At 70.3% G+C, this 13,534-nt stretch carries 15 protein-coding genes and 1 pseudogene; 6 read left to right on the plus strand and 10 right to left on the minus strand.

The annotated features are described in order from the left end of the window. Positions 1 to 534: 534 nt before the first annotated feature. Positions 535 to 759 (minus strand): annotated as a pseudogene (locus ACFP2V_RS22120) (acyl-CoA desaturase); the annotation flags it as partial. Between the two features lie 127 nt (positions 760 to 886). Between ACFP2V_RS22120 and ACFP2V_RS22125 the strand changes: the two are divergent. Both ACFP2V_RS22125 and ACFP2V_RS22130 read left to right on the plus strand, forming a co-directional pair. Continuing rightward, entirely contained in the window at positions 887 to 2,104 is a 1,218-nt protein-coding gene (locus ACFP2V_RS22125) for a PP2C family protein-serine/threonine phosphatase (protein ID WP_381215150.1), read from the plus strand. Positions 2,105 to 2,188: 84 nt separating this feature from the next. Further along, positions 2,189 to 3,457, plus strand: coding sequence for an ATP-binding protein (locus ACFP2V_RS22130; protein WP_381215154.1), 1,269 nt, complete (start codon positions 2,189 to 2,191; stop codon positions 3,455 to 3,457). Positions 3,458 to 3,495: 38 nt separating this feature from the next. Here ACFP2V_RS22130 and ACFP2V_RS22135 read toward each other — a convergent pair whose 3' ends face one another. The 3 genes from ACFP2V_RS22135 to ACFP2V_RS22145 form a co-directional block, all read right to left on the minus strand. After that, positions 3,496 to 3,969 carry a DUF5994 family protein gene (locus ACFP2V_RS22135; RefSeq protein ID WP_381215157.1) on the minus strand — a complete coding sequence of 158 codons (474 nt, stop codon included), beginning with the start codon at positions 3,967 to 3,969 and terminating at the stop codon, positions 3,496 to 3,498. A 66-nt stretch (positions 3,970 to 4,035) separates the two neighbouring features. Then, entirely contained in the window at positions 4,036 to 4,308 is a 273-nt protein-coding gene (locus tag ACFP2V_RS22140; protein WP_381215522.1) for a hypothetical protein, read from the minus strand. 262 nt (positions 4,309 to 4,570) lie between these two features. After that, entirely contained in the window at positions 4,571 to 5,107 is a 537-nt protein-coding gene (locus tag ACFP2V_RS22145; protein WP_381215160.1) for a DUF5994 family protein, read from the minus strand. 648 nt (positions 5,108 to 5,755) lie between these two features. On the opposite strand from ACFP2V_RS22145, the gene ACFP2V_RS22150 reads away from it, so the two are divergent. Then, entirely contained in the window at positions 5,756 to 6,193 is a 438-nt protein-coding gene (locus ACFP2V_RS22150) for a glutaredoxin domain-containing protein (RefSeq protein ID WP_381215163.1), read from the plus strand. Positions 6,194 to 6,220: 27 nt separating this feature from the next. Here ACFP2V_RS22150 and ACFP2V_RS22155 read toward each other — a convergent pair whose 3' ends face one another. Together ACFP2V_RS22155 and ACFP2V_RS22160 are read right to left on the minus strand one after the other, a co-directional pair. Then, positions 6,221 to 6,436, minus strand: a complete 216-nt coding sequence (locus tag ACFP2V_RS22155; RefSeq protein ID WP_381215166.1) for a hypothetical protein — start codon at positions 6,434 to 6,436, stop codon at positions 6,221 to 6,223. 27 nt (positions 6,437 to 6,463) lie between these two features. After that, complete coding sequence (locus ACFP2V_RS22160) at positions 6,464 to 7,048, minus strand: dihydrofolate reductase family protein (RefSeq protein WP_381215170.1); 585 nt, start codon at positions 7,046 to 7,048, stop codon at positions 6,464 to 6,466. A 126-nt stretch (positions 7,049 to 7,174) separates the two neighbouring features. Between ACFP2V_RS22160 and ACFP2V_RS22165 the strand changes: the two genes are divergently transcribed. Further along, a complete protein-coding gene (locus tag ACFP2V_RS22165; RefSeq protein WP_381215173.1) occupies positions 7,175 to 7,798 on the plus strand; it encodes a TetR/AcrR family transcriptional regulator in 624 nt (207 codons plus the stop codon). On the opposite strand, the gene ACFP2V_RS22170 is transcribed toward ACFP2V_RS22165, so the two are convergent. The 4 genes from ACFP2V_RS22170 to ACFP2V_RS22185 all read right to left on the minus strand — a co-directional run bounded on the left by ACFP2V_RS22170 (position 7,789) and on the right by ACFP2V_RS22185 (position 12,004). Then, positions 7,789 to 8,418, minus strand: a complete 630-nt coding sequence (locus tag ACFP2V_RS22170) for a hypothetical protein (protein ID WP_381215176.1) — start codon at positions 8,416 to 8,418, stop codon at positions 7,789 to 7,791. The two genes, ACFP2V_RS22165 and ACFP2V_RS22170, sit on opposite strands and share 10 nt — an antisense overlap. Before the next feature lie 165 nt (positions 8,419 to 8,583). Then, entirely contained in the window at positions 8,584 to 9,192 is a 609-nt protein-coding gene (locus ACFP2V_RS22175) for a GNAT family N-acetyltransferase (protein ID WP_381215179.1), read from the minus strand. 194 nt (positions 9,193 to 9,386) lie between these two features. Continuing rightward, positions 9,387 to 10,454: a family 2 encapsulin nanocompartment cargo protein polyprenyl transferase gene (locus ACFP2V_RS22180; protein ID WP_381215525.1), complete on the minus strand. Its 1,068-nt coding sequence runs from the start codon at positions 10,452 to 10,454 to the stop codon at positions 9,387 to 9,389. A gap of 143 nt (positions 10,455 to 10,597) precedes the next feature. Then, the gene (locus tag ACFP2V_RS22185; RefSeq protein WP_381215182.1) at positions 10,598 to 12,004 is read right to left on the minus strand and encodes a family 2B encapsulin nanocompartment shell protein; all 1,407 of its coding nucleotides are present in this window, start codon (positions 12,002 to 12,004) and stop codon (positions 10,598 to 10,600) included. A 308-nt stretch (positions 12,005 to 12,312) separates the two neighbouring features. Between ACFP2V_RS22185 and ACFP2V_RS22190 the strand changes: the two genes are divergently transcribed. Beyond that, positions 12,313 to 12,891 (plus strand): N-acetylmuramoyl-L-alanine amidase, encoded by a 579-nt coding sequence (locus tag ACFP2V_RS22190; RefSeq protein ID WP_381215528.1) that lies wholly within the window; start codon positions 12,313 to 12,315, stop codon positions 12,889 to 12,891. 152 nt (positions 12,892 to 13,043) lie between these two features. Beyond that, complete coding sequence (locus ACFP2V_RS22195) at positions 13,044 to 13,526, plus strand: DUF6010 family protein (protein ID WP_381215185.1); 483 nt, start codon at positions 13,044 to 13,046, stop codon at positions 13,524 to 13,526. Positions 13,527 to 13,534: the final 8 nt, after the last annotated feature.

Consider the following 13,534-nt stretch of genomic DNA (forward strand, 5'->3'; position numbering starts at 1 on the left):
GGCCTCGCGGCCGGGATGGCCCTGGGCTTCGCCGGTTACTTCGGCGGCTTCTGGGCATTTCTGCTGGTTCTGGTCCTGGGGACGGCGGGGCTGATCGTCGGCCTCGTCGTGCAGGGCGACCTCGACGTCCGCGGACGGAGGCAGCGGTGAGGACCCGGCCCGGTTCCCCGCCTCCCGGCGAAGGGCCCGGCCCAGTCCCGGCGTGCCGCCCTCGATGCCCTCTGCGAAGGCCCACTCCGAACCGCCCATCGGTCCACCGGCTTCCCTGACATGCCCACCGAGACCCGACTACAGGTCGCCCGCCACAAACCACACCGCGCGGAGTAAGGAGGAGGCCGACCATTCCCGTGTCCACCCCCTTGCGGTCTTTCGCAGTTCACAGGGGAACCGACACTGCTCCTCAAGGGCGAGGTCATGATCATCCTGGGCATCGTTCTGCTCGTCGTCGGCTTCGTCACCGGGATATCCATCCTGTGGGTCCTCGGCGCGATGGGACACGCCGTCGCCGGTCGACGTCACTCCTGGTGATCGGGGTCAGGTCCGGCGGGCGGCCATGCAGGCCGCAGTCGGCCGGCGCACGTCGTAGACCCAGCCGAGGTGTTCGAGGAGGCGGATGAACGCGACGGAGAAGTCGATCCGACCGCGGTCGACGCCGTGCCGGGCGCAGGTGGGGTCGGCGTGGTAGAGGTTGTGTCAGCTCTCGCCGAACGAGAGCAGGGCCAGCGACCACAGGTTGGTGGCCCGGTCGTGGCGACGGGATGGGAGCAATGGCCCGGGTGGATCGGGCGGCGGTCGCACGCTGCTCTGGTCGGTCAGGCTGCGTCGGGAGTTCGTGTGCACAGTTTCTTCGTGAGGAGCCATCCGAGCGTCCACCGTGGCCACGGCGATGACGGGCAGTGAGCGGCAGGGCAGTGGAGGGGGCACGGGCCGGTCGGAGGGGTTCGGGGAGGAGCTTCTGGGGGCTCTGCTGGACCAGGGACACGAGTTGCCGCCGCATCTGCTCGGTCCGCTCGTTGCGCAGCAGGTGGACAGGCTCGGTAGCCGCGAGACCTCGGTTTTCTTGCAGGACTACGGTCAGGTGTGGCTCGTGCCCCTGCCGGGCGACGGGCTGACGGCCGGGGATCCGCAGCCGATCGACGGCTCCGATGCCGGTCGTGCCTTCCAGGTGGCGCGTCGTCTCGAGGTGCCTCAGGCCGATGGTGTACGGGTCTACTCGCCTCTGCTGGACGGCGGCGACCAGGTGGGCGTCCTGGCCGTCACTCTGGACGGGATCGACGACGATGACCGGCGGCTGCTGCGAAGGATCGCCGCTCTGGTGGCCGACATGCTGGTGACCAAGCACGGGTACACCGATCTGTTCTTCCAGGTCCGGCGCAGAGAACCGGTGAGTGTGGCGGCGGAAATCCAATGGTCACTGCTGCCACCGCTGGCCATGTCCACGCCTCGGGTCATGTTGGCCGGAATGCTGGAGCCCGCCTATGACGTGGCCGGCGACAGCTTCGACTACGCCCTCAACGGTGACGTGCTGCATGTGGCCATGGTCGACGCGATGGGGCACGGCCTGGACGCCGCCACGATGGCCACGGTGGCCATCGGCGCCTACCGGCATGCCCGGCGGATCAGCGTCGGCCTGTCGGAGATCTATGCGTTCATGGACCGGGCCATCGCCGGGCAGTTCGGCCCCGACCACTTCGTGACCGCTCAGATGATGCGGCTCGACACAATGACGGGCCGTGTCCAGTGGGTCAACGCGGGACATCCCGCCCCCCTACTGATCCGCGGACACCGTGTTGTCCGGCGGCTCCGCGGCCCGACGACGCTCCCTGTCGGCTTCGGCGGTCACGAGCCCCGGATCAATGAACTGACCCTCGCCCCCGGAGACCGGATCATGTGCTTCACCGACGGGTTGATCGAGGAGCACGATGCCGGTGGTGAGGAATTTGGTGAGGAACAGCTCATCGGCTGGGTGGACCGCATCGAACGTACGGCGTATGAAATCCGGGCCGTGGCCCGTTCCCTCTCCCACACACTCAAACGGGCACGGGGCGGGAGCACGATGGACGACGCGACGCTCCTGCTCATCGAGTGGCGCGGCGCCGACTGATCGGACTCACGGCCGGCACCTGTCGCGCGCGCACTCCATGCATCGGCTGATGATGGGAGTACGGCCGAACACGCGGAGTTGATGATGACGGGGTGGCGTGTCAGAGACTACTCCCAGGACGATCTCGAAGCGGTGATCCGCGTCGATGCGGAGAGCAGCACGGCCGAAGAGCCGCCTCTCTTCCCGCTCTCGGACGCCGTGGCGGCCCTTCAAGCCCTCCACCCTGCGGTGGTGGCCACAGCGGACGAGGTGGTGGTCGGCGCCGCGGTGAGCAGAGTGGAGGGCGACCGGGCATGGATCCTGCGCATCTGCATGGCACCTGCCTGGCGGCACCGGGGGCTGGGCAGCGACCTGATCACCGCCCTGGAGCACCGGCTCTTCGCCGGTGGCGTCCGCGCGGTGCACGCGGTCCTGCCCGAGGGCGAGACCGGTGCCGCCGCTCTGCACAACTGCGGCTTCGGCGCCCGCTCGGGCATGGTCGTCTTCGAGAAGCGCGGGCCGGTGACTCCTCAGGAGGTCAGCATGCTCTCCTCGCTCGGGGCGGAGCTGCCGCCCGGGGGACTGTGGCAGAAGGTCGCGGGCATGCACAGGGAGAAGCAGCTCATCGAGCGCCGCCTGGTCCTGCCACTGGCCCATCCCGAACTGGCCGCCCAGCACGGTGTGGAACTGCCGCGAGCGGTGATGCTGTTCGGTCCGCCCGGGACCGGCAAGAGTACGTTCGCGCACGCGATCGCCGGCCGCCTGGGCTGGCCCTTTCTCGAACTGTTCCCCGCACGTCTGGCTGCCGAGTACGGTCTGGCGAGCGGGCTGAGCCGGCGCTTCGACGAGATCGCCCAGCTCGACCACGTCCTGGTCTTCATCGACGAGGTCGAGGAGGTCGCCGGTGAACGCAGTGGTGCGGACGCGACCGCGGTCGGCGTCGTCAACGAGCTGCTCAAGGCGATCGTCCGGTTCCGAACCCAGGACGGGCGGCTGCTCGTCTGCGCCACGAACAACGTGACCACCCTCGACCCGGCCTTCCTGCGGCACGGTCGCTTCGACTACGTGCTGCCCATCGGCCCTCCCGACCACAGCGCCAGGACCGCACTGTGGAGGAGCTACCTGGCCCGAGCGGGCGCCCAGGCCGACAGCGCGGCACTCTCGTCCGCCAGCGAGGGGTTCACCCCCGCCGACATCGCCCACGTGGCACGTACTGTCTCCCAGGCCCAGTTCGAGCGCACCTTCGACACCGGAGCCCGGACCCTGCCCACCACGGACGACTACCTGGCCACGATCCGCGACACCCAGCCCACGGTCAGCAGCGCCACGGCTCAGGAGTTCGCCGAGCAGACCGAGAAGTTCGCCCGTATCTAGCGTCCCGACTTCCGGAGATCCGGTCTGCGACGGAGGTGTCAGTTCGGCGGAGACGGCGTGTCGATGAGGATCTGTTCGGCCCCGGTGACGTTGTCGGCCCGGACGGCCCTGGCCATCGCGGCGCGTGCCGCGTCAGGCATCGTGTCCGGCGGTACTACCAGCAGGGAGAAATGGTCCCGGTCGCCTCGGGTGATGAGGACGGTGTCGTCACCGACCGGGAAGGAGTCGATGTGCACGACTCGGCCGTCGATCACCAGCCGTGTCGGCAGTTCGTCCCAGGCGCTGGCGTCCAGACCGACGCGGGTGACGGGTCCGAGATGCTCGGTCAACGCGGTGATCAGCGAAGGCAGCTCGGCACCGATGTCCCGGGACCGCGGCCACCAGGCACCGTCCAGGATTCCCTCACGCGCGTGTGTCGTCTCCAGTCTCAGCAGAGCCGTCCCGGGGCTCACCGGCTGGTGGACGGCGTCCGGCAGCAACCTGGGAGTGTCGGAGGTGTCGGAGTCGGTCATGGTGTCCGCCCGTCCTTCGTATGCCGGTCGCACGCCCTGCGGCCGCACGGTCTCTACGGACGCGGCTCAGTCACGCTCTTTCTCTTCTGTCTCCATCTGCCGGATCCCCTGGTGCGTCAACGTGATCCTTGCGGGCGTGTCACCCCTCCCCCAGTCGACGACGACCCAGCCTTTGCCCGCCAGGTACGTACAGGCAGCGGCCAGATCCTGCTCAGGGATGCCGAGATCGGTGCGGAGCTTCGCCCCGTCGACGCCCAGGAGACGATTGCCCTCGGCGGCTTGGTACAGAGCCCGCATGATCTTCTCGCGGTACGTCTTCCGCTCACGCAGTATCCCCATGACATGCCGTCCTCTACGGCCCCCGGTCGGGCCGAAGTCGATGTCATCCGCGGTCGCTGTCGCGGTGGGGCGTGCCAGGGCGGTCGCGTCCACCGTCGGCCGGCGGTGCCTCCGGGTCCGGCGGCCGATCCCCGGCAGAGCATCGCTGTAGTGGAAGGCAGCGATCCGTCCGTCGTGCTGAGCGTTGAGCCGGTGGATCAGAGCGACTCCGATGGCGATCAGAACGAGCAGTGCGGCCACGGCGATGACAGTCATGGTCCTCTCACCTCCGTTGACCGGCGGGCGAACGCCCTGTCGAGCCGATGGGCCGGGGCAGGGACGACGGCGGACCTGCCCCGCCGTCGGTCTCCCACGCTTCTTCCCTGCTTCGGGTATCGATCCTGTCTGCTGCTTCCTCCCGGCCCGGGGCATCGATGCCGTCACCGGCCATCAGCCGTGCGGCGGCATCCACACCGGTTTCCGGCGGAACCACCAGCACGTCCCGGCGGCCACTGGTGGAAAAAAGGGTCATCCGGTGCGGGTCCTGCTCCTCGGTGGACCAGCCCACACGCACGGTGCGCCCGGCGCCGGACACCCAACTCGGGATGACGGGCCAGTGGTCCGGGTTCACCGTGACACCTGTGATGCGGCCCCAGAGGTCGCCCAGTGCGGCTGTCAAGTCCGGCAGCTCACGGGTGAGGGCACGGGAGCGAGGCCACCACATGCCGTCCAGCCCGCCCGGCGCAGGCGTCAGGCACAGGCGAGCGGGCAGCGACGGTGCGCGCCTGCTCGATGCCGTACGGTCGATGATCACGGTCATGGCGCGAACCTGCCCCCGGGCTCGTGGGGCGGCCCGGCGTTGTCAATCACCAGAAACGGCACCCACAGCGGAGCCGGTGCGCGAAGAACTCCCGGTGTCTTCACACTACTCCGCTTGCTGGCCCGAAAAGCCGTGGATGACCAGGTACTTTCCTGCCTCGGGACCTGGCCCCCGGCGCCCAGTGGCGAGCCGGGACAAAGCCAGTCCTTGCGCTCAGGCACGCCCTTGAGAGCGGTTAACCGGGGGTAACGGAGGTGCGCTCCGGCCCCGAGCGGTCCGGCATCAGCCACGTCTGCCCCCGGACGGGACAGCAGTCCGCACACAGTCCGCAGGACATCCGTTCAAGACCGTCGCACCCCATCGCCAGCAATCGGCAAAAGGCCAGGTCAGCGACCCACAGGGAAGATCCCTGCAGGCCCCCGACCCGGCCCGTTACTAGGAGACCAAGAAGGCCTGACCCACCGGTCAAACTGTGCCGACCCGCGATGTCTCCTTCCATCGTCAGGTCCCCGCCCGCACCCGGCCCGCAGACCGCCACCACCCCGGCGCCCCTGACGGCCGGGTGCGGTCGTCCTCGGCGCCGGTGGACAGAGGCCGGGACCGTCCCCCGGCACGGCAGGCGCCGGTTCATCGGTAGCCTGCTTCACCATGACGCGCGTGTGGATCCTGCCGACGTTGCTTGTGCTCAGCGGCTCAGTCGTCGCGACAGGGCTGACTCTCAGGGGAAGCCCCGGCAGGGCCGTGGCACTCCTCCTGCTGTTCGTGCTGCTCGCAGGCGTGAACTCGCCGCTGATCTTCCCGAGGTCGATCGGTGCGCTCGAGGCGCAACGCCGCAGCGAGGCCGACGGTCGGCCGGTCGTCTTCTGGCGGCCGGGCTGCGTCTACTGTCTGCGCCTGCGCATCCGGTTGGGCCGGGGCGCCCGTCGGCTGCACTGGGTCGACATCTGGCGCGACCCCGTCGGCGCGGCGACCGTGAGGGCTGCCAACGACGGCAACGAGACCGTGCCCACGGTCGTCGTGGCGGGCCGGCCTCACGTCAACCCCGATCCTGAATGGGTACGGGAACAGCTCGCGCGTTCCGCGTGATCGAGAGTCGTGCCCGCCCGACCGAGGTCAGCCTGGGCCCGCTTCCGGTGCGGAGGCCGTGCTTCCGGTGTGCTCGGGCCGGGGGGAATCGGCGGGTTCGCGGCCGGGGTTCCTGTCGCAGTCCGGGTTGCCGCATGCTCCCGGAACCCAGGTCGGGACCCAGGCGCCCAGCGTCTTGTGCCGCCGGACGACCATCTCCACCGGCTGTCCGCAGGAGGGACAGACCGGTTCGTCGCTGCCCATAACCCCCAGGGTAGGCCCGACTCCGGTTCAACGCTTCCTGCTGTACGTGCGCACCAGCACCCCGTTCTTGAACGTACGCACCGACTCGAGGGCGAACTCCGCCACCGAGAAGCCCGCGCCGAACATCGGCGTGCCGGTGCCCTGCACGATCGGGTACGTCTTGATGACCAGCTCGTCGATCTCGTCGAGCAGCTCACCGGCGAGCACGGAACCGCCGCACAGGTAGATGCCGAGCCCGCCGTCCTCGGCCTTCAGCCCCCGGACCCGGCCCACCAGATCGTCGGCGATGATCTCGACGTTCGGGTCGGGCGACTCCTTCAGCGTGCGCGAGGCGACGTACTCGCGCAGGTGGGCGTACGGGCTGGTGATGCCCTCCTTCAGGGCGAGGTCGTAGCTTGCGCGACCCTGGACGATCGTGTCGAACCGCTGGTTCGGCAGGTCGTCGATGCCGAGCGGGCGGCGGCCGTGGGTGGGGAGGGTCTCCGGGCATTCCGCCTTGACGAACGCGAAGAACTCCTCGTCGACGAAGCGCGTCATCGCCGACGCGTCGCCCTCCGGGTCCCCGATGAAGCCGTCGATGGAACAGGCGATGAAGTAGGTGAGCTTTCGCAACGCGGTCTCTTTCCGTAGGCTGCCTTGCCCATGAACCACTCCAGTTGTAGTACTCCACTTGGAGTGGTTGCAAGGGGTTAACCGACGCGGGTCGGGCGTCGAGGCAAGTGAGGAAAGGGGCTCCACATGGTCGCCAACCCTGAACGCCGCACGGCCCTGGTCGATGCCGGGGTCGAGGTGCTCGCCCGCGAGGGGGCCCGGGGGCTGACGTTCCGCGCGGTGGACGCGCAGGCCGGGGTGCCGGCGGGCACCGCCTCCAACTACTTCGGCGGACGGGACGACCTGCTGCGCCAGATCGACTCCCGGCTGCGCATACGGCTCGCGCCCGACCCCGCGGTCGTCGCCGAGCTGCTGACCCGGCCGCGGGACCGCTCGCTCATCGCCGCGTTCATGCACGACCTGATGGCGCGTGCCACCGGTGACCGCACGGGCTGGCTGGCCCTGCTGGAGATGCGGCTGGAGGCCACCCGGCGCCCCGAGCTGCTCGCCTCCTCCACCGCCTCGGTCCGTGGCGACCTCGTGGAGGGCATGGAGTTCCAGCGGGCCGCCCGGCTCCCGGGCGGCGACGAGACGGTGGCGGTGCTGTACCTGGCCATGCTCGGGCTGATCCTGGAGCACCTGACGCTGCCGGGCGTCCTGGACGGCGTACTGCCCGGGGTGAGCGTGCCGGACGGGCTCGTGGACCGGATCGTGGCGACGATCGTGCCGGAGACGGCGGAGGAACAAGTTGAGGAACGGACTCAGGAATAACGCGCGCCGGACGGTTCTGCGGGCTCCCGGCCGGGGAGTGTCGCGGAAGGGGCGGGCGGGGCCTCTCCCGTCCCGCGTTCGGCTCCCGCGGGCCACACGATCTCCACGGGGACCCCCCGGGCTCGGGCGTACGTCACCAGATGGGCGGTGGCGTCACGGCCGTTGGACGGGGAGCCGTCCCAGACCGCCAGGAGCAGGCCGCTGGTGGCGATCATCCGCTCGTCCGCGCCGACGCAGGAATCCCGGTGGTTCGGGTCGTACGACAGGAGCCGCGCCTGATCGGCGAGGTTCAGCAGTTCACCGGTGGCCATCCGGTCGCGCCGGGGCGGCATGGTGGGGACGCCGTTGTGCGTGGGGACGACCACGACCAGGCGGCGGCCCGACGCACTCGCCGCCCGGCCGAACGCCAGCGGTGCTCCCGCTCCGCAGCGCACCATGACCGGCCCCGGCTCGGCGTGCCGTTCCAGTTGCTCCAACCGCTCCTGGAACGCGGACTCCACCAGCGCGAGTGTGTTCGGGGTCAGATCGGCATGCCCGACCGCCGCGATCTCCCTGTCCGCCGCCCCACCGCCCGGCACCTGGTCGCCTGTCGCCCCGTTGTCGCGCGCCGTTGTGCTCATCTCGCCCCTGACAGTCCTCGCCGACCGGTCCTCGCGAGGGCCAGTGAAGCGGGGACACACGCCGGCAGCCAGGGCCGAACGTCCCGGATGTGACAGAAAACCGGCCCGAGCGGGCGTGGGCGGACTCAGCCGGGCCCGCTCGGGCGCGGGCGGGGCGCCGACCGGTCACAGGGTGCGGGGTTCGCGCCACATCGGCCACATGTGGGGGCCGTCCGGGAGCGGCAGAGGCTCGCCGGCCGGGGCGAACCCGAGACGTTCGTACAGCAGGCGGCTGCGGACACTGCTCGCCTCCAGATAGGCGGGCAGCCCCTCGCGGTCGCAGCGGTCGAGGACCGAACCGATGAGCGCGGTGCCGAGCCCTTCACCTTGACGGCCGGGCGCCACGCCGATCATCCACAGGTACTCGTGGGCCCGTCCGGTGGGGTGGACGCCCGCCGTCAGCCGGCCGATCATCTCCACCCGCTCGTTCTCCGGGTCGACGGCCTGGCGCACCTGCGCCGGACCCTCGTCGTCCGCCGGGTCCCCGGCGCCATCGTCGTCCGCCGGCATCGACATCCACAGCGCGCACGCCGCGCCGTCCTCCGTGACGTCGATGCGTCCCTCGGCGAGCACGAGATCGGTGAAGGCTCTCATCAGCCTGTGGTGTGTCGTACGGCGGTACTCCGTGCCCGGGAAGACCCAGCCACTGACCGGGTCGTCCTGGAACGCCTCGTCCAGGAGCCGGACCAGCAGCTCCCGGTCCCCGTCCCCAGCCGTCCGGATCGCCACACCCATGTCCGCCCCTCCCTCTCAACCCTCTTCTGCTGTACGGGGGTTGACCCTATCGGGACGACGATTCCCGACGGGAGGGCGACTACGGCCGCCCGCCGGAAGCCCTCTGCCCTGCCGCGACAGGGGCAGGGCAGAGGGCATCGCAAGGCCCCGCACACCGTGGGGAAGCGCGGGGCACCGCGACCGGGCCGCCCCGCCTAGGTGGTGCGCCGTGTCACGAACTCGGCGAGGGCCAGCAGTCCGCCCGCCGCCTCCGGGTCCGGCACCGCGCGGGCGAGTTCCTGCATCGCCCGGGCCATGCGGTCGGCAGCCTGGGCCTGCGCCCAGTCACGGCCGCCCGCCCGTTCCACGGTCAGGGCGATGCGCTCCAGGTCCTCCTCCGCATGCGGGGCCGCATACAGCGCGGCGAGTTCGGACGCCGCCGGGGTGCCGGAGGTGAGCGCGGCGACCACCGGCAGGGACTTCTTGCGGGCGGCCAGATCCGCGCCGGCGGGCTTTCCGGTGCGGTGCGGATCTCCCCATATGCCGATCACGTCGTCGATCAGCTGGAAGGCCAGCCCCGCCTCACGACCGAACGCGTCCAGTGCCGCCACGTCCGCCGCCCCGGCGTCCGCGTACAGCGCGCCGAGCGCGCAGGCGCAGCCGAGCAGCGCGCCCGTTTTCGCCTCGGCCATGGACAGCGTCTCGTCGAGGGTGACCTCGTCGGGAGCGCGCCCTTCCATGGCCGTGTCCACCTGCTGCCCCGCGCACAGTTCCACGACGCAGTCCGCGAGCCGGGCCACCGCGGCCGGGGCCGACGGGTGCGCGTCCTGTGCGAGCAGCCGCAGGGCGAGGGCGTGGAGGGCGTCCCCTGCGAGGATCGCGTCGGCATCGCCGAACACGGTCCATGCGGTGGGCCGGTGGCGCCGGGTGGTGTCCCGGTCCATCACGTCGTCGTGCAGCAACGTGAAGTTGTGCACCAGTTCCACCGCGGCGGCTGCCCGGACAGCCGTCGCCCGTGCCGCGGGGCCGCCGAGGGCGGAGGCCGCGGCGAGGACCAGTGCGGGGCGGATCGCCTTGCCGGAACCGCCGGTGGCAGGGGTCCCGTCCGCGTGCTCCCAGCCGAAGTGGTAGCGGGCGATCCGGCGCAGCGGGCCGGGCAGCGAGCCGATGACGGCCCGCAGCACCGGGTCGACCTCGGCCCGCGCCCGCTCCAGCAGAACCGTCGCCTCGTGATTCTCGGCGGGGCGGTGCTCGTCCTCCGTCTCCGTGGTGGCCTCGGTCATGGACTGCGTCATGAACTCACCTCTGGACCCGTCTCGGAGGATGAGCGGAGGTGGCGCTTCCGCTGACGTCGCGCGCGTACCCCCAGGGTGTACCCGCCCGGGTGGGCGGGTACGCGGCGTGCGAGCCGAGAGATCCCGGAAGGTCACCGCCAGCGGCCGATCGCGACGTTCTCCAGGACGCCGAGTGCGTCCGGCACCAGGACCGCGGCCGAGTAGTAGGTCGTGACCAGGTACTTGATGATGGCCTGTTCGTTGACGCCCATGAACCGCACGGAGAGGCTCGGCTCGATCTCGTCGGGGATGCCGGAGGCTCGCAGGCCGATGACGCCCTGGTCCTCCTCACCGGTGCGCAGGGCGATGATGGAGGTCGTACGCTCCTCGGTGACCGGGATCTTGTTGCACGGGAAGATGGGCACGCCCCGCCAGGTGGGGATGCGGTTGCCGGCCATGTCGACGGTCTCCGGGACCAGTCCCCGCTTGTTGAGTTCGCGGCCGATGGCGGAGATCGCGCGCGGATGGGCGAGGAGCAGCTTGGTGCCGCGCCGCCTGCTGAGCAGTTCGTCCAGGTCGTCGGGGGCGGGTACGCCGTCGTGCGGCTGGATCCGCTGGTCGTACTCGCAGTTGTGCAGCAGGCCGAAGCCGCGGTTGTTGACGAGTTCGTGCTCCTGGCGCTCCTTCAATGCCTCGACGGTCAGCCTGATCTGCTGCTCCGTCTGGTTCATGGGCTGGTTGTAGAGGTCGGCCACGCGTGAGTGGATGCGCAGCACGGTCTGGGCGACGCTCAGTTCGTACTCACGGGGCCTGGCCTCGTAGTCGACGAAGGTGTGCGGAATGTCGGGTTCGCCACTGTGGTCGGCCGCGAGGTCGATCTCCTGCTCGCCGTACTTGTTGGTGTGCCGGCTGGGGACCGAGCGCTGCTGCTGGAGGTGTTCACTCAGTGTCTCGGCCCGCTCGGCGACCTGCTGGACGGCGTCACGCGGCAAAACGAGCACAGTGCAGGCGGTCAGGGTGCGGGCGGTGTATTCCCAGATGGCGTCCTCGTCCAGCAGCGCCTGGTCGCCGAAGTAGGTGCCGTCGGCGAGGACTCCGAGGGATTCTTCGTCGCCGTAGGGGCCGGTGCCGACCTTCTCGACCCTGCCGTGCGCCAGCAGGAACACCTCGTCGGCCGGGCTGCCGAACGAGGCGATCACCTGTCCGGCCTCGATCTCCCGCTGCCGGCAGCGGGCGGCCAGCTCCGAGAGCACCTCCTCGTCCTCGTACGACCGCAGGGCCGGCAGTTCGCCCAGCTCGGCCGGGATGACCTCGACGCGGTCACCGGTCTTCACGAACGTCACGCGCCCGTCGCCGACGGCGTATGTCAGCCGCCGGTTCACCCGGTACGTACCGCCCTGCACGTCCACCCAGGGCAGCATGCGCAGCAGCCAGCGCGAGCTGATCTCCTGCATCTGCGGTACGGACTTGGTGGTGGTGGCCAGATTCCGCGCCGCGGCCGTGCCGAGGCTCTGCTGCTGCCGGGTCTGCTCGGTGCGGACCTCTTCGCCTACCGACATAAAGAATTGCCCTCCCAGTTGTGACCGGCACCCATCCGTGCCGGGTGCCGGTCTCCGCGACAAAGCCTTCCTCACGGAACGCGCCCGCGGTATTACCCGAATGAGCGGGAATGGATGTTCAACTGTGTGGGCATTCATGGGGATTTCGTTCAGCGGCGTCCCCGCGGCCGAACATTGTCCGGATCGGCTCGTACAGGGACCGAACGATTGGTTGCGTTCGCTCCGTCCAGGTACAAGCACCGGTACGAGACGGCTGCGATCGGCAGCCGTCGCGCTGCGAGAAGGAGGCGCGGCCCATGGCCCCACCCATGTCCGCGAGCGCGTTCCTGAGCGCTCTGAAGGCGGAGGGCCTCACGGTCGTCGAGGTCGGCGACTGGCGCGATCACAACCGCAACCACAAGGGCCCCTGGGGGCCGGTGCACGGCGTGATGATCCACCACACGGTCACCCAGGGCAGCGCCCGGACCGTGGACCTGTGCCGCAAGGGCTACTCGGGCCTGCCGGGACCTCTGTGCCACGGTGTCATCACCAAGGACGGCAGGGTTCACCTCGTCGGCTACGGCCGCGCCAACCACGCCGGCCTGGGCGACGACGACGTCCTGCGCGCGGTGATCGCGGAGAAGGGGCTGCCCGCGGACAACGAGCAGAACACCGACGGCAACCGGCACTTCTACGGCTTCGAGTGCGAGAACCTGGGCGACGGGAAGGATCCCTGGCCCCCGGCGCAGTTGGAGGCCATCGAGAGAGCCGCCGCCGCGGTCTGCCGCCGCCACGGCTGGAACGAGCGGTCGGTGATCGGGCACCTGGAGTGGCAGCCCGGAAAGGTGGACCCGCGCGGGTTCACGATGGCGTCGATGCGGAAACGGATCCGCGACCGGCTCAAGTGACGCGCGCGGGCACACGCGCGTGCGGAAGGAGAAGGACCGGGACCGGGCCGGCGACAATCCGTCGGAAGCCGTCGCCCGGCCGCCCGGGGGTGCGGCACACCCGTTTCCAGCGTGGTGGGTCTCCCCAGGGCGTCCCAGGTAAAGGCCCCGCCATGCAGTACGTCGCCCCCGTAGCCATCGGTGTTCTCTACGCACTGCTGATGCCCTTCGTCCGCGAGCCGCACCGGCGGCGCCCGAACGCCGTCATGCCCGCCGGTGCGGACGCCACCCGCCTCAGCGGGGGCGGCCTGGACGGCTGGGAGTTCACCTTCACCGCGCCGATCGCCCCCATCGCCTTCCGCGGCCTGGATTCGTGGACGTTCGCCGGCATCGGCCGGCTGCCGCACACCGGGTGGGACGTCGTCCACCACCTCGAGGGCAATCCCATCATCCCGTTCGCGCACACCCCGTCGCCGGGCTGCGCGATCTGCGACCCGGTGATCGCCCTGTGGTGTCTTGGGGGAGGCCCGTCCCTGATCGGCCTCGTCCGCCGTCGACGGCGCGGGCACCGCCCCGACACCGTGGAATCCCCGCCCGCCGAACCCGCCTGGCACCCCGGTACCGGGACGCCGGTCCCGAGCGGCAGTTCGGACTGACGGCATAC

Source organism: Streptomyces incanus, assembly GCF_042656345.1.
Taxonomy (GTDB): Bacteria; Actinomycetota; Actinomycetes; order Streptomycetales; family Streptomycetaceae; genus Streptomyces; species Streptomyces incanus.